This is a genomic window from Bordetella tumbae (assembly GCF_054780995.1).
The window spans coordinates 182,947-200,996 of record NZ_BAAGVG010000003.1; the positions used below are offsets into that span (position 1 = coordinate 182,947).

17 protein-coding genes are annotated in these 18,050 nt (G+C 60.1%); 5 read left to right on the forward strand and 12 right to left on the reverse strand.

What is annotated here, in order from left to right:
* Positions 1-84: 84 nt before the first annotated feature.
* The 10 genes from ACYVI2_RS02375 to fdxA form a co-directional block, all read right to left on the reverse strand.
* Entirely contained in the window at positions 85-1,068 is a 984-nt protein-coding gene (locus ACYVI2_RS02375) for a branched-chain amino acid ABC transporter permease (RefSeq protein ID WP_415822532.1), read from the reverse strand.
* Positions 1,065-1,952, reverse strand: coding sequence for a branched-chain amino acid ABC transporter permease (locus ACYVI2_RS02380; RefSeq protein WP_415822530.1), 888 nt, complete (start codon positions 1,950-1,952; stop codon positions 1,065-1,067). Before ACYVI2_RS02380 ends, ACYVI2_RS02375 begins: the two co-directional genes overlap by 4 nt.
* Positions 1,953-2,044: 92 nt before the next feature.
* Entirely contained in the window at positions 2,045-3,259 is a 1,215-nt protein-coding gene (locus ACYVI2_RS02385; protein WP_415822529.1) for an ABC transporter substrate-binding protein, read from the reverse strand.
* A 59-nt stretch (positions 3,260-3,318) separates the two neighbouring features.
* The gene (locus ACYVI2_RS02390; protein WP_415822527.1) at positions 3,319-4,032 is read right to left on the reverse strand and encodes an ABC transporter ATP-binding protein; all 714 of its coding nucleotides are present in this window, start codon (positions 4,030-4,032) and stop codon (positions 3,319-3,321) included.
* Entirely contained in the window at positions 4,029-4,802 is a 774-nt protein-coding gene (locus ACYVI2_RS02395; RefSeq protein ID WP_415822526.1) for an ABC transporter ATP-binding protein, read from the reverse strand. Before ACYVI2_RS02395 ends, ACYVI2_RS02390 begins: the two co-directional genes overlap by 4 nt.
* Positions 4,803-5,011: 209 nt before the next feature.
* Entirely contained in the window at positions 5,012-5,650 is a 639-nt protein-coding gene (gene nth, locus ACYVI2_RS02400) for an endonuclease III (protein ID WP_415822525.1), read from the reverse strand.
* A gap of 2 nt (positions 5,651-5,652) precedes the next feature.
* Positions 5,653-6,306 carry an electron transport complex subunit RsxB gene (gene rsxB, locus ACYVI2_RS02405; protein WP_415822523.1) on the reverse strand — a complete coding sequence of 218 codons (654 nt, stop codon included), beginning with the start codon at positions 6,304-6,306 and terminating at the stop codon, positions 5,653-5,655.
* A gap of 18 nt (positions 6,307-6,324) precedes the next feature.
* Positions 6,325-7,539: a polyhydroxyalkanoate depolymerase gene (locus tag ACYVI2_RS02410; RefSeq protein ID WP_415822522.1), complete on the reverse strand. Its 1,215-nt coding sequence runs from the start codon at positions 7,537-7,539 to the stop codon at positions 6,325-6,327.
* Positions 7,540-7,743: 204 nt separating this feature from the next.
* Positions 7,744-8,541 carry a ferredoxin--NADP reductase gene (locus ACYVI2_RS02415; RefSeq protein WP_415822521.1) on the reverse strand — a complete coding sequence of 266 codons (798 nt, stop codon included), beginning with the start codon at positions 8,539-8,541 and terminating at the stop codon, positions 7,744-7,746.
* 49 nt (positions 8,542-8,590) lie between these two features.
* Positions 8,591-8,914, reverse strand: a complete 324-nt coding sequence (fdxA, locus tag ACYVI2_RS02420) for a ferredoxin FdxA (protein ID WP_415822519.1) — start codon at positions 8,912-8,914, stop codon at positions 8,591-8,593.
* A gap of 195 nt (positions 8,915-9,109) precedes the next feature.
* On the opposite strand from fdxA, the gene pncB reads away from it, so the two are divergent.
* The gene (gene pncB / locus ACYVI2_RS02425) at positions 9,110-10,285 is read left to right on the forward strand and encodes a nicotinate phosphoribosyltransferase (RefSeq protein ID WP_415822517.1); all 1,176 of its coding nucleotides are present in this window, start codon (positions 9,110-9,112) and stop codon (positions 10,283-10,285) included.
* Positions 10,286-10,374: 89 nt separating this feature from the next.
* A complete protein-coding gene (locus tag ACYVI2_RS02430; RefSeq protein ID WP_415822516.1) occupies positions 10,375-10,728 on the forward strand; it encodes a RidA family protein in 354 nt (117 codons plus the stop codon).
* Between the two features lie 823 nt (positions 10,729-11,551).
* On the opposite strand, the gene ACYVI2_RS02435 is transcribed toward ACYVI2_RS02430, so the two are convergent.
* A complete protein-coding gene (locus ACYVI2_RS02435) occupies positions 11,552-12,064 on the reverse strand; it encodes a flavodoxin family protein (RefSeq protein WP_415821739.1) in 513 nt (170 codons plus the stop codon).
* On the reverse strand, positions 12,061-12,909 hold the full coding sequence (locus ACYVI2_RS02440) for a M90 family metallopeptidase (RefSeq protein WP_415821740.1): 849 nt from the start codon (positions 12,907-12,909) through the stop codon (positions 12,061-12,063). Before ACYVI2_RS02440 ends, ACYVI2_RS02435 begins: the two co-directional genes overlap by 4 nt.
* Positions 12,910-13,016: 107 nt before the next feature.
* On the opposite strand from ACYVI2_RS02440, the gene ACYVI2_RS02445 reads away from it, so the two are divergent.
* The 3 genes from ACYVI2_RS02445 (at position 13,017) to trpB (ending at position 18,050) form a co-directional block, all read left to right on the forward strand.
* Positions 13,017-15,311 carry a RelA/SpoT family protein gene (locus ACYVI2_RS02445; protein ID WP_415821741.1) on the forward strand — a complete coding sequence of 765 codons (2,295 nt, stop codon included), beginning with the start codon at positions 13,017-13,019 and terminating at the stop codon, positions 15,309-15,311.
* Positions 15,312-15,386: 75 nt separating this feature from the next.
* Positions 15,387-16,541, forward strand: coding sequence for an acetylornithine deacetylase (argE, locus tag ACYVI2_RS02450; RefSeq protein WP_415821742.1), 1,155 nt, complete (start codon positions 15,387-15,389; stop codon positions 16,539-16,541).
* A gap of 309 nt (positions 16,542-16,850) precedes the next feature.
* Positions 16,851-18,050: a tryptophan synthase subunit beta gene (gene trpB, locus ACYVI2_RS02455; protein ID WP_415821743.1), complete on the forward strand. Its 1,200-nt coding sequence runs from the start codon at positions 16,851-16,853 to the stop codon at positions 18,048-18,050.

The following is an 18,050-nucleotide window of genomic DNA, read 5'->3' on the forward strand; positions in this document are numbered from 1 at the left end:
CAGGCACGCACCCGGGACGCCTAAAGAACTCAACACCGGCATCAGCAAACGCTCCAAATCCGGCGATCCATACAAACGAACGTTCTACGAAGAAGAAACCCGCCGCCGAGCCACAAACGCCTGCAATTCCCCCACAATGCCACGCCGGAACGCCAGCACGCAGATGATGAAAATCAGGCCAATGACGATCGTGACCGATTCACCCAGTCGCAGGAACCATTCATTGCCCGTTACGTTGGCCATGAACCGCCCGAAGTCGCCGACTTTGTTTTCCAGGAGCACAACGATAAAGGCTCCCAGAATAGGACCGGTCAATGTTCCCAGCCCACCGACCAGCGTCATCAGAATCACCAGCCCCGACATCTGCCACGTCGCATCGGACAGTGTGGCGGATACGAACACCAGTGTCTTTGTTGCGCCTGCGAGGCCGGCGATCGCGGCCGATAAAACGAAAGCGAGCAGTTTGAACCGGTCTACGTCATAGCCCAATGACAAGGCGCGCGGCTCGTTCTCGCGCAGTGCTTGCAGTACCTGGCCGAATGGCGAATGGACGGTGCGCCAGATGATGAAGTAGCCGATCGCAAAGATCCCCATCACCACGTAGTAGAGATTCAGGTCATTGCTCAGGTCAATAAAGCCCAGCAGTGTGCCGCGCGGGACGCGCTGCAGGCCGTCTTCGCCACCGGTGAAGGGCGCCTGCAGGAAATAGAAAAAGACCATCTGCGCCAGGGCCAGCGTGATCATCGCGAAATAGATGCCGCTGCGGCGAATGGCCAGCAAGCCCATGACAAGGCCGAGTGCGGCGGCGACAGCGGTGCCGAATATCAGGCCCAGTTCGGTGGGGAATCCCCATATCTTGATGGCATGTCCCGCTGCATAGGCTGCGCTGCCCAGGAATGCGGCATGGCCGAATGAGAGCAGGCCGGTGTATCCCAAGAGCAGGTTGAAGGCGCAGGCAAACAGTGCATAGCACATCACCTTCATGGCAAAGATGGGATATACGCCCACGTAGGGCAACAGGGCCACAATGATGGCCGCCGCCGCGTAGCAGAGTAATTGGCGATTCATTTCTCTTTCCCAAACAACCCGGCGGGGCGAAGCAACAGGACGATGGCCATGATGATGAATACGACGGTGCTCGAAGCCTCGGGCCAGAATACTTTGGTCAGGCCTTCAATCACACCGAGTCCCAGGCCTGTGACGATGGCGCCCAGGATTGAGCCCATGCCGCCGATCACCACCACGGCGAAGACGACGATGATGAGGTTCGAACCCATCAGGGGCGATATTTGCAGTACCGGTGCGGCGAGTACGCCTGCAAAGCCGGCCAGGGCGACACCGAAACCATAGGTCAGGGTAACCATGCGCGGTACGTTTACGCCAAAGGCTTCGACGAGTTTGGGGTTTTCCGTGCCGGCGCGCAGCAGGGCACCGAGACGGGTGCGTTCGATGACGAACCAGGTGGCCATGCACACGGTGATCGACGCGATCACGACCCAGCCGCGATAGTTGGGCAGGATCATGAAGCCCAGATTCGTCGCGCCGCGCAGGGCGTCGGGCGTGGGGTAGGGCTGGCCCGATACGCCGTAAAAGCTGCGGAACAATCCCTCGATCAAGAGCGTCAAGCCAAAGGTCAGCAGCAGCCCGTAGAGGTGATCGAGTTTGTAGAGATGCTTGAGCAGCAGTTTTTCGATGATGATGCCGAACAGGCCCACGACGATCGGCGCCAGGATCAACATGACCCAGTAGTTCAGGCCGAAGTACGACAACCCCATCCACGCGACAAATGCCCCCAGCATGTACAGCGAGCCGTGCGCGAAGTTGATGACGTTGAGCAGTCCGAAGATGACAGCCAGACCCAGGGACAGCATGGCATAGAACGAGCCATTGACCAGGCCCAGAAGCAATTGGCCCAGCAAGGCCTGTATTGGTATGCCGAATAAATCAGTCATGTGGCAAGAATCCTGCGCGTTCGGATGGATGCGTGCTGATTCGAGGCACCCTGGCTCGGGTAGAGGGTCAGGGCGCCTCGAGGATCAGCGGATTACTTCTTGATGAGTTTGCAGGTTGATTCCGAGGGCTTGGTGTAGACCTCGTCGCCTGGGAGATTGGCAACGACCTTGTAGTAGTCCCACGGGCCTTTGGATTCTGCGGGGGTCTTGACCTGCATCAGGTACATTTCGTGCACCATGCGGCCGTCTTCGCGCACGTAGCCGTCTTTGGCGTAGAAATCGTTGATCTTGTTGGACTTCATCCATTTCATCAACGCATCGCCGTCGTCGGTGCCGGTGGCCTTGACGCCGTTCAAGTAAAAGGCGACCGAGGAGTAGTCGGCGGCTTGCAGGCTGGAAGGCTTGCGTTTGACCTTTTCTTCGAACTTCTTCGACCAGGCGCGGGCTGCGTCGGATTGATCCCAGTACCAGCTATCGGTCAGGTACATGTTCTGCGTGGCTTGCAGACCCAAGGAATGGATGTCGTTGATGAAGATCAGCAGTCCCGCCATTTTCATGGTCTGCGTGACGCCGAACTCATTGGCGGCTTTGATCGAGTTGATCGTGTCGCCGCCCGCGTTGGCCAGGCCCAGGATCTGAGCGCCGGAGGCTTGGGCTTGCAGCAGGAATGACGAGAAATCGGCAGTGGCCAGCGGTGCGCGCACTGCGCCTTTGATTTCGCCGCCGGCGGCCTTGACCACGGCGCTGGTGTCGCGTTCGAGCGCATGGCCGAACGCATAGTCAGCCGTGAGGAAGAACCAGCTCTTGCCGCCGTTTTTCACGACTGCCGAGCCCGTGCCGCGTGCCAATGCGACGGTGTCGTAGGCATAGTGCACGGTGTACGGGGTGCATTGTGCGTTGGTCAGGTCCGATGCACCCGCGCCGATGGAAATAAAGGGGCGTTTCTTTTCTGCTGCAACGGCTGCCATGGCCAGGTTGGTGGCGGAGTTGGTGCCGCCGATCAGGACATCCAGGCCTTGTTGGTCGAACCACTCGCGCGCACGGCTCGAGGCAATGTCGGCTTTGTTTTGATGGTCTGCGGTGACGAGCTCGATTTTTTTGCCATTGATCGCACCGCCCGCATCGGCAATCGCCATGCGGATGGCTTCGACGCCGGCCGGACCGTCGATGTCGGAATAGACGCCCGACATGTCAGTGATGAAACCGATGCGGATGACATCGCCGGAGATACCTTGTGCCTGGGCGGGTAGCCCGGCCAATCCCAGACCCGCCAGGGCCAGCACGGCAGTGATGTGATGCAGCTTCATGGGATGACTCCTTTGCTTCTCTTTTATGGATGCCGTCAATGCGGCGAACGACAGGATTCTTATACGCCCAACAGTTCGTTCAGCGTATCCTGTTTCTCTTGAAGTTGATGGGCTTCGAAGTGCTCGACGATCTGGCCATGTTCCATGACATAGAAACGATCAGACAACGGCGCCGCAAAGTGGAAGTTCTGCTCGACCATCACAATGGTGTACCCGCGTTGTTTCAAGGCGGTGATCATGCGGGCGAGGGCTTGCACGATGACGGGGGCAAGCCCTTCGGATATTTCATCCAGCAACAGCAGATTGGCACCCGTGCGCAGGATGCGTGCAACGGCCAGCATTTGTTGCTCGCCGCCGGATAGGCGCGTGCCTGGCGAATTGCGGCGTTCTTGCAGGTTGGGAAACATGTCGTAGATTTCGGCCAACGACATGCCTCCACCCAACGCGCCGCCAACCGGGGGAGGCAACAGCAGGTTTTCTTCACACGACAGGCTGGCAAAGATGCCACGTTCTTCGGGACAGTAGCCGACGCCTAAATGCGCGATCTTGTAGGTGGGCAGATCAATGGCCTCGGTGCCATGGATCCGTACCGAGCCTTTACGTGAGCCCGTCAAACCGAGGATCGCACGCAGGGTAGTGGTACGGCCTGCACCGTTGCGCCCCAATAGGGTGACGACTTCGCCTTGGCCTACCTTTATATCTACGCCATGCAGAATATGCGATTCGCCGTACCAGGCTTGCAAGCCGGAGATTTCGAGGGCGAGCGTACTCATGCGTGTGCTCCTTGCAATGCTCCTTCCGTGGTGCCCATATACGCTTGCATGACTGCGGGATGGCGCGACACCTCTGCGTAGGGGCCCTCTGCGAGCACCGCGCCGCGTGCCAGCACGGTGATGGTGTCGGCGATGGACGAGATGACGTTCATGTTGTGCTCGACCATCAAGATCGTGCGCCCTTGGCTGACGCGTTTGATTAGTTGGGTCACGCGGTCTACGTCTTCGTGGCCCATGCCTTGCGTGGGCTCGTCCAGCAACATGAGTTCGGGCTCCATGGCCAATGTCGTCGCAATCTCGAGTGCGCGTTTACGGCCGTAAGGCAAATTGACTGTGATTTCGTTGGCGAATGCACCGAGGTCGACTTGTTCCAGCAGCGCGAGCGCCGCTGCATTGAGCGAATTCAGTTGTTTTTCGCTACGCCAGAAATGAAATGACAAGCCTGTCTTGCGCTGCAGGCCGATGCGTACGTTTTCCAGGACCGACAGGTGCGGGAATACGGCCGAAATCTGAAATGAGCGGATAATGCCGCGCCGCGCAATTTGCGCAGGGCGGTCGCGGGTGATGTCAGTGCCGTTAAAGAGAATCTGGCCCTTGGTCGGGGCGAGAAATTTCGTCAGCAGATTAAAGCAGGTGGTTTTGCCTGCACCGTTTGGGCCGATCAACGCGTGGATTTGCCCGCGCTTGACGCGCAGGTTCACCCCGTTGACGGCAACGAAGCCGAGAAATTCTTTCGTGAGGCCCTTTGTCTCCAGGATTATGTCATCCATACTCGCGGCACCCGCATTATCTTTTTTAAGAGTTGCGGCGAGTATGCGCATCTACGGTTGAAAATTCCATGAGGGTTTTTCATAGGTATTGCAATGCGGCATTACGCATTGTCGGCCAGCCGACAATGCGCTGCCCAAATACCTGGAATAATCAACGGTAACAAGCAAATAACCCTGCCATCCAAAGGGATGGCAGGGTTATGTCTGCATTATTGCAGCGGGGTTTTATGTTTGTATTCGCACAAATCTGCAATGCCGCATTGCGGGCATTTGGGTTTGCGTGCGACGCAGATATAACGACCCAACAAAATCAGCCAATGGTGGGCGTCTTGCATGTATTCGGCGGGGACGAATTTGACTAGTTTGTGTTCGACTTCGAGCACATTTTTGCCCGGCGCGATGCCGGTGCGATTGGATACCCGAAAGATATGCGTATCGACTGCCATGGTCGGCTGACCAAAGGCAGTATTGAGTACGACGTTGGCGGTTTTGCGGCCGACCCCGGGCAGGGCCTCGAGGGCTTCCCGTGTTTGTGGGACCTCGCCACCGTGGTGTTCGAGCAGCAGCTTACAGGTGGCGATCGCGTTTTTTGCCTTGGTGCGATAGAGGCCGATGGTCTTGATGTATTCCGATAATCCTTCTTCGCCTAGGTCGGCTATCGCTTTGGGCGTACCGTAGCGCGGGAAAAATTTGCGCGTGGCGATGTTGACGGATTTGTCGGTGGCCTGGGCCGACAACAGCACCGCGATCAGCAATTGAAAGGGCGTGTCGTATTCGAGCTCGGTCGTAGGGTGCGGATTGGCAGCTTTGAGGCGTTCAAAAATGGCCCGGCGTTTTGCAGCGTTCATATTTAAGTGGAGGCGGTACGGCGTGCGCGGGCGCGCGCCAGGGCGGACTCGATGGCCGAGCGTTTACGCGTTTCGTCGTCGGTGCTGATGGCTGGAGGCTGTGCGGCGGCTAGAGGCGCAGGGCTGTCTAATTCAGCCGATGCGGCCATGAGCCGCTCGTTGTGCGCCGTTTCGCGCGCCAGGCGCAATTGCCGCGCCCGATGACGTTGGCGGCCCGCGTCTGCATCGGCCGATGTCCAGGCCCGATTGGCGGGCACCATGTCGATGCAGTCCACGGGGCACGGAGCAACGCAGAGGTCGCAACCTGTGCACCAGTCGGTGAGCACGGTGTGCATGCGCTTGTTGGCGCCCACGATGGCATCGACCGGACAGGCGCGTATGCAAAGCGTACAGCCGATGCAATGCGCCTCGTCGATGCGCGCGACCAGCAGCGGGCCGGGCTCGCCGCGAGTCTGATCCAGCGGCAGGACGGCCGTGTGCAGTAACGCGGCGAGGGCGGCAATGCCATCGTCACCCCCTGGCGGACAACGATTGATGGGCGCTGCGCCATCGGCAATCGCCTGGGCATAAGGCTGACAGCCGTCGTAGCCGCACTTTGTGCACTGTGTCTGAGGCAGCAAGGCGTCGATACGGTCGGCAAGGGTAAGACAGGACATGATCGTTACACGTCAGGGCTATGCCTGACGGATGAACTCCGCAATTTTAGGACAGATCAGCTCGCGCCACCGCCGGCCCGAGAAAATGCCGTAGTGGCCGCAGCCTTTCGCGGTGTAGTGCTGTTTGCGTGCCGCCGGAATCCCGCTGCATAGCGAGATCGCTGAGCGCGTCTGGCCCTGGCCGGAAATGTCGTCCAGTTCCCCTTCGATGGTCAGCAACGCGGTGTGCTTGATGTCGGCAGGTTTGACCGTCTGTTTGCCGACCGTCCAGGTACCGTTGGGCAGTTGGAATTCCTGGAACACGATGCGTATGGTGTCCAGATAAAACTCGGCGGGCATGTCCAGTACGGCGTTGTATTCGTCGTAGAAGCGCCGATGGGCCTCGGCATCGCTGTCGTCGCCGCGCAGCAGGTCCAGGTAGAAATCGTAGTGGGATTTCAGATGGCGATCAGGATTCATCGCCACGAATCCGGCATGCTGGAGAAAGCCGGGGTAGACCCGCCGGCCAGCGCCCGGATAACGGGCAGGCACGGTGTCGATCAGTTGGCTTTCGAACCAGGAATAGGGCTTGGTCGTGGCCAGGCGATTGACCTGAGTGGGGGATTGGCGGGGATCGATGGGGCCGCCCATCATGACCATGCTGCGCGGCTGATGGGCGTCGTCCGCGGTGGCCATCAGCGACACGGCCGCCAGGACGGGCACTGTCGGCTGACAGACCGAGATCACATGAACGTCTGGGCCCAGATGACGGATGAATTCCTGGATATAACGGACGTAGTCGTTCAGATGAAAGGGGCCAGCCGCCATCGGGACCATGCGCGCATCGACCCAATCGGTGACGTAGACCTCATGATTGGGCAGCAGCGCACGGACGGTGTCGCGCAGCAGGGTCGCGTGGTGGCCGGACAGCGGGGCGACAAGCAGCACGCGCGGATCGTTGCGGCGCACGGCACGCTCGAAATGCACGAGGCGGCAAAACGGCTGTGCCAGGGCGACGGTTTCTTTGACCTCGACGTGTTTGCCGTCGATCTCGGTGGCGGGCAGTCCCCAGGCCGGCTTTTGATATTCCTTGCCCAGCCGGTGCATCAATTCACAGCTGGCCGCCAGTTGGCGCGAGAGCGGCGTGTAGGCCAGCGGGCTGTACGGGTTGGAAAATAATTGCGAGCTGGCGTCGGTGAATGCGGCGAGAGGCGTCAGGAATGCTCGCTGCATTTCATGTAAGTGATACAGCATCTAGGCGAGGGTCCTTTAACTGAGCAAGGGCAGCAGAGCTGGCCAAGGCGTCCATGAATGAACCGGACTATCCGTCGGAGCGCGTCCAGACGTCGAATTGATTATTACTATTTCGAGTAAGGATATATCTAATTCGTCTGGCAAGTCGGGCGCAAAAGCGCGAATTTTGTCCCTAAAAAACAACATTTTGCCTGAAAAGGCAGGTCACCAATAATTCTCGACGGCCAAATTACCGGGAATCCCGCGCCGGCCGGGCGCAAATCCGCGTGCCGCGAGCAGTTTGCGGGCCTCGCTCAGCATGGCGGGGTTGCCGCACAGCATGATCTTGGACTGCTGGGCGTCCAGGGGCTGGCCGACGAGCTGCTCGAGACCGCCGTTTTCGATCAAGGTCGTCAGCCGTGCCTGAGGCATGCCTGGGATAGTCTCGCGCGTGGCGATAGGCAGGTAGATCAGTTTGCGCGGATCTTCTTTGAAATAGTCCGCGTAGGCGGGCTGCTGCGACCAGTTTTCGATCTCGTCTCGATAGGCCAGCTCGCTGGCGGATCGCACGCCATGGACCAGAACGATGCGTCGAAATGCCTGCCACGTAGCAGGATCGCGCAGGATGGATAGATAGGCTGACAGGCCCGTTCCCGTGGCCAGCAGCCACAGGTCGCCGCCCTGGGGGAATCGTTCGATGGTCAGAAAGCCAAAGGGCGTTTTGTCGACGTAGAGGGCATCGCCCGGGCGCAGTTGCGCCAGCCGTGGGCTGAACTGCCCGTCGGGCACCACGATGGAATAGAACTCGAGCCGGTCCTCGTGAGGGGCGGAGACCATGGAGTAGGCGCGCCACAGCGTGGGTTCGCCGTCTGGGTCGTTCGCCTCAGGCAGCCCCACGCGTGCGAATTGGCCGGCCTGGAACGTAAAGGCCGGATCGCGGGTCACGTGTACCGAGAACAGTTTTTCGGGGACCCATGTCTGCACATGGGTGACGGTTTGGCGCGTGTACTTGGATTCTGTCATCTAGAACGTAGTCGGGCGTGCGGCCGCGAGTAGCGCGGCCGGGCCCGGCCTATTTTTCCAGGAGCTCGAGCTTGCCTTCCTTGCCATTCCAGTCGTCGGCATCGGGCAGCGGTTTTTTCGCGCGGCTGATGGGGGCGAATTCGGGCGTCAACTCGGCGTTGATCGCGATGAACTGTACCTGGTCCTGCGGTACGTCTTCTTCGGCGTAGATGGCGTTGGCAGGGCATTCAGGGATACAGACTGCGCAATCAATGCACTCGTCGGGGTCGATCACCAGGAAGTTGGGGCCTTCGCGGAAACAGTCTACCGGGCACACGTCGACGCAATCGGTGTACTTGCATTTGATACAGTTTTCGGTAACGACGTGGGTCATTCGGGGCTCCGCGGACAAGCAACAGCTTTTTTGAATTCCTAAGATTTTACCCACATGCGGCCCATCGAGGCGATGATAACCCTGGCTGCGGTAGTGGCGGGGCCTCTGGCTGGAGGAGGGTGCAGGGGGCTGCTTATGCTATGGTGTGGAAAAAAATCGGTTTGACGAACCCCTGCGCGCTCGACGCGCGTCATCATGATCATTACTTCACTGCTTGACACCGATCTGTACAAATTCAGCATGATGCAGGTGGTGTTGCATCACTTTCCCGCTGCTCAGGTCGAATATCGCTATAAATGCCGCACGCCCGGCGTGAATTTGCAGCCATATCTGGATGAGATCCGCGCCGAGGTGCACGCGCTATGCCAGTTGCGGTTTACTGATGCCGAGCTGCAGTACTTGGGCGGATTGCGCTTTATCAAGAGCGATTTTGTGGATTTTCTGCGCTTGTTCCACTTGCCCGAGCGCTGCATTTTCATCGGCGAGGGCGATCAGCCCGGCGAGATATCGATCACGGTGAAAGGCCCGTGGCTGCACACGATCTTGTTCGAGATCCCGGTGCTGGCCATTGTGAACGAAGTGTATTTCCGTAATACCCGCCGGGATCCGGATTGGGCAGAAGGCCGCAAACGCCTGCAGTCGAAAATGCATCTGGTGTTGGATGATCCCGCGTTGGCGGATTTCCGGGTGGCCGAATATGGGACGCGCCGGCGCTTTTCCAAGCAGTGGCACGAGGAAATCGTGGCGACGATGAAAGCGCAGATGGGCAAGCATTTTGCGGGCACAAGCAATGTGCTGTTGGCGATGGAGCACAATGTGTTGCCGCTGGGCACCATGGGCCACGAGTATTTGCAGGCCTGCCAGGCATTGGGGGCGAGGCTGCGCGATTCGCAGGTGTATGCGTTGGAGGTCTGGGCGAAAGAGTACCGGGGCGATTTGGGTATCGCGCTATCGGATGTCTATGGCATGGACGCGTTCTTGCGTGATTTCGATATGTATTTCTGCAAGCTGTTCGATGGTGCGCGGCATGATTCGGGCGATCCGTTCGTGTGGGGCGAGCGGTTGTTGGAGCATTATCGGAACAATCGTGTCGATCCGCGCGCCAAGACATTGGTGTTTTCCGATTCGCTGACTTTTCCGCGCGCGATCGAGCTGGCGCGGCAGTTTGCGGGGCGTTGCAAGGTGTCGTTCGGGATCGGTACGAATCTGACGAATGATCTGGGTCACGAGCCGCTGCAGATTGTGATGAAGATGGTTCGATGCAATGGCCAGCCGGTGGCGAAAGTCTCGGATGCGCCAGAGAAGACGATGTGCGACGATCCGGCGTATCTGGCGTATCTGCGCCAGGTGTTTCAATTGCCGCCGGCTTGAGCGAGTGGCGTTTTTTGCCGCAGGCGTGTTTTTTTTGCCGGGCCGTTGAAGGCTGGGCATTTCTTTAACTGACTCTTTGGGGATGTTTGATGAGTGGTATTAAGCGCGTCAATGTGGAAAAGCGCCTGTCTGATATGGCCGTGTACAACGGGGTAGCGTATTTGGCTGGCCAGGTGCCGGATGATGCTTCGCTGGATATGGCGGGGCAGACGGCACAGGTTTTGGCGACGATTGATCGTTTGCTGGCTGAGGCTGGTACCGATAAGACCAAGATTCTGATGGCGCAGATTTTTGTGGCCAATATGAAAGAGTTCGATGCCATGAACAAGGCTTGGGATGCGTGGGTGCCGGCGGGCAATGCGCCTCCGCGTGCCACGGTCGAGGCGCGGTTGGCCAATCCTGATTACAAGGTTGAGATTGTGGTGACTGCTGCTGTTGCTTAAGGAGGGGGGCTGCGCTTCTTTCTTTTGAGGTAGTGAGGGGCCGTCGTGTGGAATGCGCGATGGCTCTTTTTGTTTTGGCTGGTGTTGTTGGTGTTTAGGACGAGGTAGGTGTTCTGTTGGTCGTCGAGCCGAGGCAATCGGCCCGGCCGGGCTTCACAAAGTCGGTCCGGCGCGCGGGCGCCGGACACCGTGTTCGCTTGTATGGTGTAAGGGCGTCTTCTGAAGGTGGGGAAGGCGCTGGGGTGAGGGACACCGTGTCGCTTCAGACATAACGTGCCTCACGCTTGGCATCCCGTTGTCGTCTCGACACGATGAATGCCGTGATCGCGCGATAAGCAATGCGATGTGATGCTGTGACATCTCGCCAGTGAGTGCTACACCGTGGCTTCACGTCAATGTAGCTCGAGAGATCTTTTTGTCCAGCAACGGTGCAACAACCCGTGCATGCAGATCCCGAACGCGATGAGCGGGGGTGCAGGGCCCCCGCTCATCGCAGCCCTGCAAGATCTTTCTCTTTACCCAGGCCGATACAGAAAAATGCCAAGCAAGAAAGCCGTGCCAGCGATGTGATGAGTTTGAGTTACTGCGAGTCGATGCGGGGCAGTGGCCGTGTGGGGGCGCCTCGTGGTCGAGTGGAGCGGACACCGGAGGGAGCGCGAAGGCGCGGACGAGGTGAGCGAACACGGTGTCCGGCGCGCAGGGCGCCGGACCGGCCACGTGAAGCCCCCACGCGGCCACTGCCCCGCATCGACGTCCATAAGTACTCAACTCTGTCCCACGACTGCAAACCCTCACCTGCACCTCTTGACACCCAGCATGCCAATCAAGGTTCGCCCGCCAGCAAAGTAGCCGCGAGCAGGCCGCCGAGTTCTTCGCAGCGGGAGAGGGTGTCCTGAGGCGCGGTCTTGGGGGCTAGGATGGCTGCCGGGGTCTGGGCGCCGTTGCGTTCTATCAGGGGTGGTGCGATGGCTCGCAGGCGCCAGCCGGTGCAGATGCGTTCCAGTTGGCGCGCCGCTCCTGTGCCGTCTGTGCCGGCGCTGATGGCCCCGGCGTAGGGACGGCCCTGGATGTGGTCGAGGACCCCGTAGTAGCAGCGGTCCAGGCATTCTTTCATTTCGCCAGTGAGGCTGGCGAGGTTTTCAGGGGCGCAGAATAGGTACCCGTCGGCATTGAGCAGGTCGGCAGGCGATGTATCCTGTGCGCGTTGAAGGTGGACTTGCATGCTCGCAGTTTGTTCGAGCGCTCGGGCCGTGTCGGCGGCGCCGCGTGCCAATGCCTGGGCCATTTGCTCGGCGTAGCCAGTGCGAGAATGCCAAATGATGAGCAGTTGTTTCATCGGTGCGTTCCCCGCATTGCACGTGCCAGAGGGTCTTGGCGGTAGTAGGTACGTAGGAGCTCGTACCAGTCGGGCAGCGCCTGTGCCAGTGGTTCTGGCTCGACAAAAAAGTGTTCGGAACTGACGGCGAAGAATTCAGCCTCGTCGGTGGCGGCGTAGGGGTCCAGGGGGAGTTGGCTGTACCAGGGGGCGGCGGCGTCGCTTTCAGGGTCGATGTCGCCGGGGATGGCGGCTTCGATCGTGTCCAGGGCTGCGGTGAATTGGTCCAGGCTGCTATTCAGGATGCGGTGCCAGGTGCGTGGCGACAGGCCGGGATGGGCGCTCAGGTCCGGAATGCCGTCAGCGTCGCCCGAGGACAGGTCCAGTTTATGGGCGAACTCGTGGATGATGACATTAAAGGCGGTGTCGCCAGGCAGGGTGTCCGCCCAGGAAAGGATGACGGGGCCTCCCTCCCACGCCTCGCCCGCGGCTTCTTCGTCGTATTCGTGGACAACGCCGGCGTCGTCCTGATGGGTGCGAGGGATGCTGAAGCCTTCGGGGTAAACGATGATTTCTTCCCAGCCTTCGTATAGGGTGGGGGATAGATTCAAAATAGGCAGGGCGGCCTGGGCGGCAATAGACAAGCGCATGAAGTCGCTGAGTACCTGGCCGCGTGCCCCGTTCATGGTTTTGCTGGCCAGAAGCCAGGCGGCGCGAGCTTGCAGCTGTTCGGCTTCATCGGCGCCGAGGGTTGCCAGGAAGGGATAGGCCTGCAGAACGTCGCGCCAGAGTTCCGGTGTAATGCGAGCTTGCATTTGAGCGACTGCCGAGGCGGCTGCGCCTCGGCCTTTGAGCCATCGCAACATGAGTCAAAATTCCTTATCAACCGCGTGGGAGAGCCGTCACCACGCCCGGGCTTAGTGTAGAGTGTAGGAAATTTCGCTTCTTAGCCTGCTGGTCCGTTTCGTTTGCGATGTCCGTAATTCCTGATTCTGATGCGTTCTCGCCCTTTGACGACGCGTGGCACCAGATGGCTGGGGCCGGCCTGGATGCCGATGCGTCCGCGCGCATAGAGCATGCTGTCGCTTGGGCGTTGCCCCAGTTCGCTGATCAGCGCGCTGTGTCCGGTGAGCCTTCGGCTGCTCACGGGGCGGGTGTGGTGCGTATTTTGGCAGGGCTGCAAACGGATGTGGCAACGCGTATCGCGGCGTTGTTGGCTGCGTTGCCGGCGGATTTGTCGGCGCCGGCCCCGCCCTTGCGCAATGATCCCTTGGCGGCCGAGTTCGGCTCCGAGATCGCTCGCCTGGTGCAAGGGGCGCGTGCGCTGTTGCGCCTGGGACTGGTAGCACGGCACGCGAGCGACAGCGAAGCCGACACCGGCGACCAAAAAGAAATGCAGCGCAAAATGCTGTTGGCCATGGCGGCCGACCTGCGCATTGTGCTGATGCGCCTGGCTTCGCGTTTGCAGACCTTACGGTGGCATGCTGCTTCGAAAGAACCCTGCTCGGTGGCGTTCGCCCGAGAAACCATGGATCTGTATGCGCCGCTGGCCAATCGCCTGGGCATTTGGCAGGTCAAATGGGAAATGGAGGATTTGTCGTTCCGTTTTCTCGAGCCCGATCGTTATAAGCAGATCGCAAAGCTCCTGGAAGAAAAACGGGTCGAACGCGAGGCTTTTATCGAGGCGGCGATCGAGCGTTTGCAGACGGCGTTGGCCAAGGCTGGGATCACCGCCGAGGTGAGCGGGCGGCCCAAGCATATTTACAGTATCTGGAACAAGATGCGCCTGAAAGGGCTGGAGTTTTCACAACTCTATGACCTGCGGGCGTTGCGTGTGATCGTGGACGATGTGCGCGATTGCTATACGGCACTGGGCATGATCCACGATATGTGGACACCGCTGTCAGAGGAGTTCGACGACTACATTTCGCGCCCCAAGCCTAACGGTTATCGTTCACTGCATACGGTGGTGACGGACGACGATGGCCGGCCGTTCGAGGTGCAGATTCGCACTCGCGAGATGCATCAGTTTGCCGAGTATGGGATGGCGGCGCACTGGCGCTACAAGGAAGCGGGAGCCAAGGGCGGCCAAGTCTCGGCGTCCAGCGATTATGACCGTCAGTTGTCGTGGATGCGGCAGTTGTTGGCCTGGAATACCGATGTCGAGGCCGGCGATGCCAACCCAGGTTCCGCCACAGAGGCGCCGCAGGCGGCGGGCGGCAAGGCGCGCGGTGCACGTGATGTCCAGGCGCCGGGCCCGGCCAATCAAGGGCGGGACGAGCGCATTTATGTATTGACGCCGCAGGCTCGCGTGATCGAATTGCCCGAGGGCGCGACGCCGGTGGACTTTGCCTATCATTTGCACACGGATCTGGGGCATCGTTGCCGGGGCGCACGCGTCGATGGCCAGATGGTGCCGTTGCAGACGCATTTGTCGACGGGCCAGACGGTTGAGATTATTTCTGCCAAATCGGGCGGCCCATCACGCGATTGGCTGAATCCGCAGTTGGGCTTTTTGGCCAGTCCGCGTTCGCGTGCCAAGGTGCGCATGTGGTTCAACGCGATCGAACTGCAGCAGCGCATCAATACCGGCCAAGCGTTGGTGGAAAAGGAATTGCAGCGCCTGGGCAAGACTGCGGTCAATCTGGAGCAGCTGGCGCAGAATCTGGGGTTTGCGCGGGCCGACGATTTGTATGTGGCTGCTGCAAAAGACGAATTCAGCCTGCGCCAGATCGATGCGGTGTTCCAGGAGCCCGCGCCTGAGGCAGAGCCCGAGGCCGCGGATCTGGCCCACGCGCATAGCGCGGACAGCGCGGCCCGTAGTGGAAAAAGCGGGGTGCTGGTCGTAGGCGTGGGATCACTGCTCACGCAGTTGGCGCGCTGCTGCCGCCCGGCGCCACCGGACGAGATCGCCGGGTTCGTGACCCGTGGGCGCGGGGTGTCGATCCACCGCAAGGGGTGCCATAGTTATCAGGCCTTGGCTGAGCGCGAACCAGAGCGGATCATTGATGTCGCCTGGGGCGACACCGCCGAAACGTTTTACCCCGTGGCTGTCAGCGTGCACGCCCGCGATCGGTCGGGACTTTTGAGGGATTTGTCCGAGGTGTTTGCGCGTCTCAGGTTGAATGTGGTGGGCGTGAATACTCAAAGCCGCCAGTCGTTGGCGCACATGATTTTTACGGTCGAGGTGCGCGGCGGCGAGTCGCTGAACAAGGCATTGGCAGCCCTGTCCGAGGTGCCTGGCGTGAGTTCTGCGGTTCGATATTAGGCGGGGGCCGGACCGCTGGCTGGAAATCTCCGATTTCTCGCCTACACTGATGCTTTATACCTAAAGGGCCATCACATGGATACGCGCACCTGGCTTGAAACCTTGGTGGGGATCGATACCACCAGCCGCAATTCGAATCTGGGATTGATCGAAACCGTGAGGGACCACCTCAAGGCGCAAGGGGTGCAAGCGTGGTTGGCGCATAACAGCGATGGCAGCAAGGCTAATCTCTTTGCCACTTTACCGGCCAGTGATGGCGGCGAGCAGGGGGGGATTGTGCTATCGGGGCATACCGATGTGGTGCCGGTCGATGGACAGAATTGGTCTACCGATCCGTTTACGCTCTCCGAATCGAATGGCCTGGTGTACGGCCGCGGCACCTGCGATATGAAAGGCTTTATCGCGGCGTCGCTGGCGCTGGTGCCCGAGTTCTTGGCCATGCCGCGCAAAAAGCCCATTCATTTGGCATTTTCCTACGACGAGGAGGTCGGCTGCGTAGGCGCACCCGTCATGTTGGCCGAATTGCGCGATCGCGGTATTCGGCCCGATGGGTGTGTGGTGGGCGAACCCACCGGGATGCAGGTCGTGGTGGCGCACAAGGGGATCAATCTGTTCCGCTGTTGTGTTCAGGGCAAGGCCGCGCATTCTTCGTTGACCCCGCGCGGTTGCAACGCCATCGAATACGCGGCCCGGTTGATTTGCCGGATTCGCGAGGTGGCCGACGCCTTCAAGGCCAAAGGCCCGTACGACGAGTTTTACGATGTGCCGTATTCCACGTTGACGACCAATCTGATTCAGGGCGGGATCGCCGTGAACACGATTCCGGAACGCTGCGAATTTTCCTATGAGTTTCGCAATTTGCCCGGGACCCCGGCTGATGAGATTCAGGCGGAAATCGAACGCTATGTGCAGGAAACGCTCCTGCCCGCCATGCGAGCGGAGTTTGACGGGGCGCGCATCGATATTCGGACGGGGGCCCAGGCTCCCGGGCTGGATGCCTCCGAGGCGGCAGCGATTACGCAACTGGTGCGTGCGCTCACCGATGACCGTGCCACGCGCAAGGTTGCCTATGGCACCGAGGCCGGCCTGTTTCAGGGGCTGGGGATTCCGACGGTAGTCTGCGGTCCCGGACATATCGAGCAGGCTCACAAGCCGGATGAATTCGTGGCGTTGGACCAGTTGGCCGCCTGCGAGAGCTTTCTGCGCCGTTTGGGACAATCGCTGGCGTAGCCTGCGCAGCGGTGATTGTTCAGAGCGAGTGCGGGTAGCGGGTCCGTCTGGCATGGGGCCTGATCCGCTTGGCCTGGCCGCCAGCAGGCGCTGGTTGACGATTTCCGCGCGCTGGGGGCCATTGTTGGCCCGACGCTGTGGCTTGCCGATTCTGATGAGACCGTACCCTGCGTGTGGGTCCTATTGCGCCCTTGCGGGCGGACTGGTCCCTATCGTTTCGGCGTCTATGGCGCGCTCGGGTAAAATAATGGGTTGCGAAGCGGGTTGAGCGGCGAATGCGGTGTTCGCCTCCTGCCCAGGAGAAACTTGGTGAATTCTTACGATCTTCCGGATGCCCAGGGTCATTTTGGCCCCTATGGTGGCGTGTTCGTAGCTGAAACGCTGATGCATGCGCTCGACGAGTTGCGTGCCGCGTACGACCGCTGCCGCGTCGATCCCGCGTTCATTGAGGCGTTCAACTACGAGCTCAAGCACTTTGTCGGACGCCCCAGCCCGGTCTACCATGCCGAGCGCTGGTCACGCGAGCTGGGCGGCGCTCAGATCTGGTTCAAACGCGAGGATCTCAACCATACCGGCGCCCACAAGGTCAACAATTGCATTGGCCAGGCGCTCCTGGCTCGTCGCATGGGCAAGCCGCGCGTCATCGCCGAGACCGGTGCTGGCCAGCACGGCGTAGCGACGGCCACCGTCGCCGCCCGCTACGGCATGGAGTGCGTGGTGTACATGGGCAGCGAGGACGTCCGGCGCCAGGCGTCCAACGTCTATCGCATGAAGCTCCTGGGCGCGACCGTCGTGCCGGTCGAGTCGGGGTCGCGCACACTGAAAGACGCCCTGAACGAAGCCATGCGCGACTGGGTGACCAACATCGAAAACACGTTCTACATCATCGGTACGGTGGCGGGACCCGATCCCTATCCGCGCATGGTGCGTGATTTCCAGACGGTGATCGGCAACGAGTGCCTGGAGCAGATGCCTCAGGACGCCGGCCGCCAGCCCGACTATGTGGTGGCCTCGGTGGGCGGTGGTTCGAATGCCATGGGTATTTTCCATCCCTATATCCCCTACGAAGACGTCAGGCTGATTGGCGTCGAGGCGGCCGGTGACGGCATGGAAACGGGCCGTCATGCGGCATCGCTGGCTGCAGGGCAGGTCGGCGTGTTGCACGGCAATCGCACGTACATTATTCAAAACGAGGACGGCCAGATCCTGGACACGCATTCTGTCTCGGCAGGCCTGGACTATCCGGGTGTCGGCCCCGAGCACGCCTGGCTGAAAGACAGCGGCCGTGCCGAATACGTAGGGATCACCGACGACGAGGCCTTGGCGGCGTTCCATGATTGCTGCCGCATCGAGGGCATCATGCCCGCGCTGGAGTCCTCGCACGCGATTGCTCAGGCCGTGAAAATGGCGCCTACACTCTCGAAAGACAAAATCATTCTGGTCAATTTGTCGGGCCGTGGCGACAAAGACATGCACACCGTCGCCGAGCGCGCGGGCATTCAGTTCTGA

What these genes read in the sequence shown, in the direction of transcription:
- ACYVI2_RS02445 (WP_415821741.1), top strand. Translation starts at nt 13,017, where the DNA reads ATGTCCGTAATTCCTGATTCTGATGCGTTCTCGCCCTTTGACGACGCG.
- ACYVI2_RS02440 (WP_415821740.1), bottom strand. Translation starts at nt 12,909, where the DNA reads ATGTTGCGATGGCTCAAAGGCCGAGGCGCAGCCGCCTCGGCAGTCGCT.
- argE (WP_415821742.1), top strand. Translation starts at nt 15,387, where the DNA reads ATGGATACGCGCACCTGGCTTGAAACCTTGGTGGGGATCGATACCACC.
- fdxA (WP_415822519.1), bottom strand. Translation starts at nt 8,914, where the DNA reads ATGACCCACGTCGTTACCGAAAACTGTATCAAATGCAAGTACACCGAT.
- ACYVI2_RS02385 (WP_415822529.1), bottom strand. Translation starts at nt 3,259, where the DNA reads ATGAAGCTGCATCACATCACTGCCGTGCTGGCCCTGGCGGGTCTGGGA.
- pncB (WP_415822517.1), top strand. Translation starts at nt 9,110, where the DNA reads ATGATCATTACTTCACTGCTTGACACCGATCTGTACAAATTCAGCATG.
- ACYVI2_RS02415 (WP_415822521.1), bottom strand. Translation starts at nt 8,541, where the DNA reads ATGACAGAATCCAAGTACACGCGCCAAACCGTCACCCATGTGCAGACA.
- ACYVI2_RS02380 (WP_415822530.1), bottom strand. Translation starts at nt 1,952, where the DNA reads ATGACTGATTTATTCGGCATACCAATACAGGCCTTGCTGGGCCAATTG.
- nth (WP_415822525.1), bottom strand. Translation starts at nt 5,650, where the DNA reads ATGAACGCTGCAAAACGCCGGGCCATTTTTGAACGCCTCAAAGCTGCC.
- ACYVI2_RS02390 (WP_415822527.1), bottom strand. Translation starts at nt 4,032, where the DNA reads ATGAGTACGCTCGCCCTCGAAATCTCCGGCTTGCAAGCCTGGTACGGC.
- rsxB (WP_415822523.1), bottom strand. Translation starts at nt 6,306, where the DNA reads ATGTCCTGTCTTACCCTTGCCGACCGTATCGACGCCTTGCTGCCTCAG.
- ACYVI2_RS02430 (WP_415822516.1), top strand. Translation starts at nt 10,375, where the DNA reads ATGAGTGGTATTAAGCGCGTCAATGTGGAAAAGCGCCTGTCTGATATG.
- ACYVI2_RS02410 (WP_415822522.1), bottom strand. Translation starts at nt 7,539, where the DNA reads ATGCTGTATCACTTACATGAAATGCAGCGAGCATTCCTGACGCCTCTC.
- ACYVI2_RS02375 (WP_415822532.1), bottom strand. Translation starts at nt 1,068, where the DNA reads ATGAATCGCCAATTACTCTGCTACGCGGCGGCGGCCATCATTGTGGCC.
- ACYVI2_RS02395 (WP_415822526.1), bottom strand. Translation starts at nt 4,802, where the DNA reads ATGGATGACATAATCCTGGAGACAAAGGGCCTCACGAAAGAATTTCTC.
- ACYVI2_RS02435 (WP_415821739.1), bottom strand. Translation starts at nt 12,064, where the DNA reads ATGAAACAACTGCTCATCATTTGGCATTCTCGCACTGGCTACGCCGAG.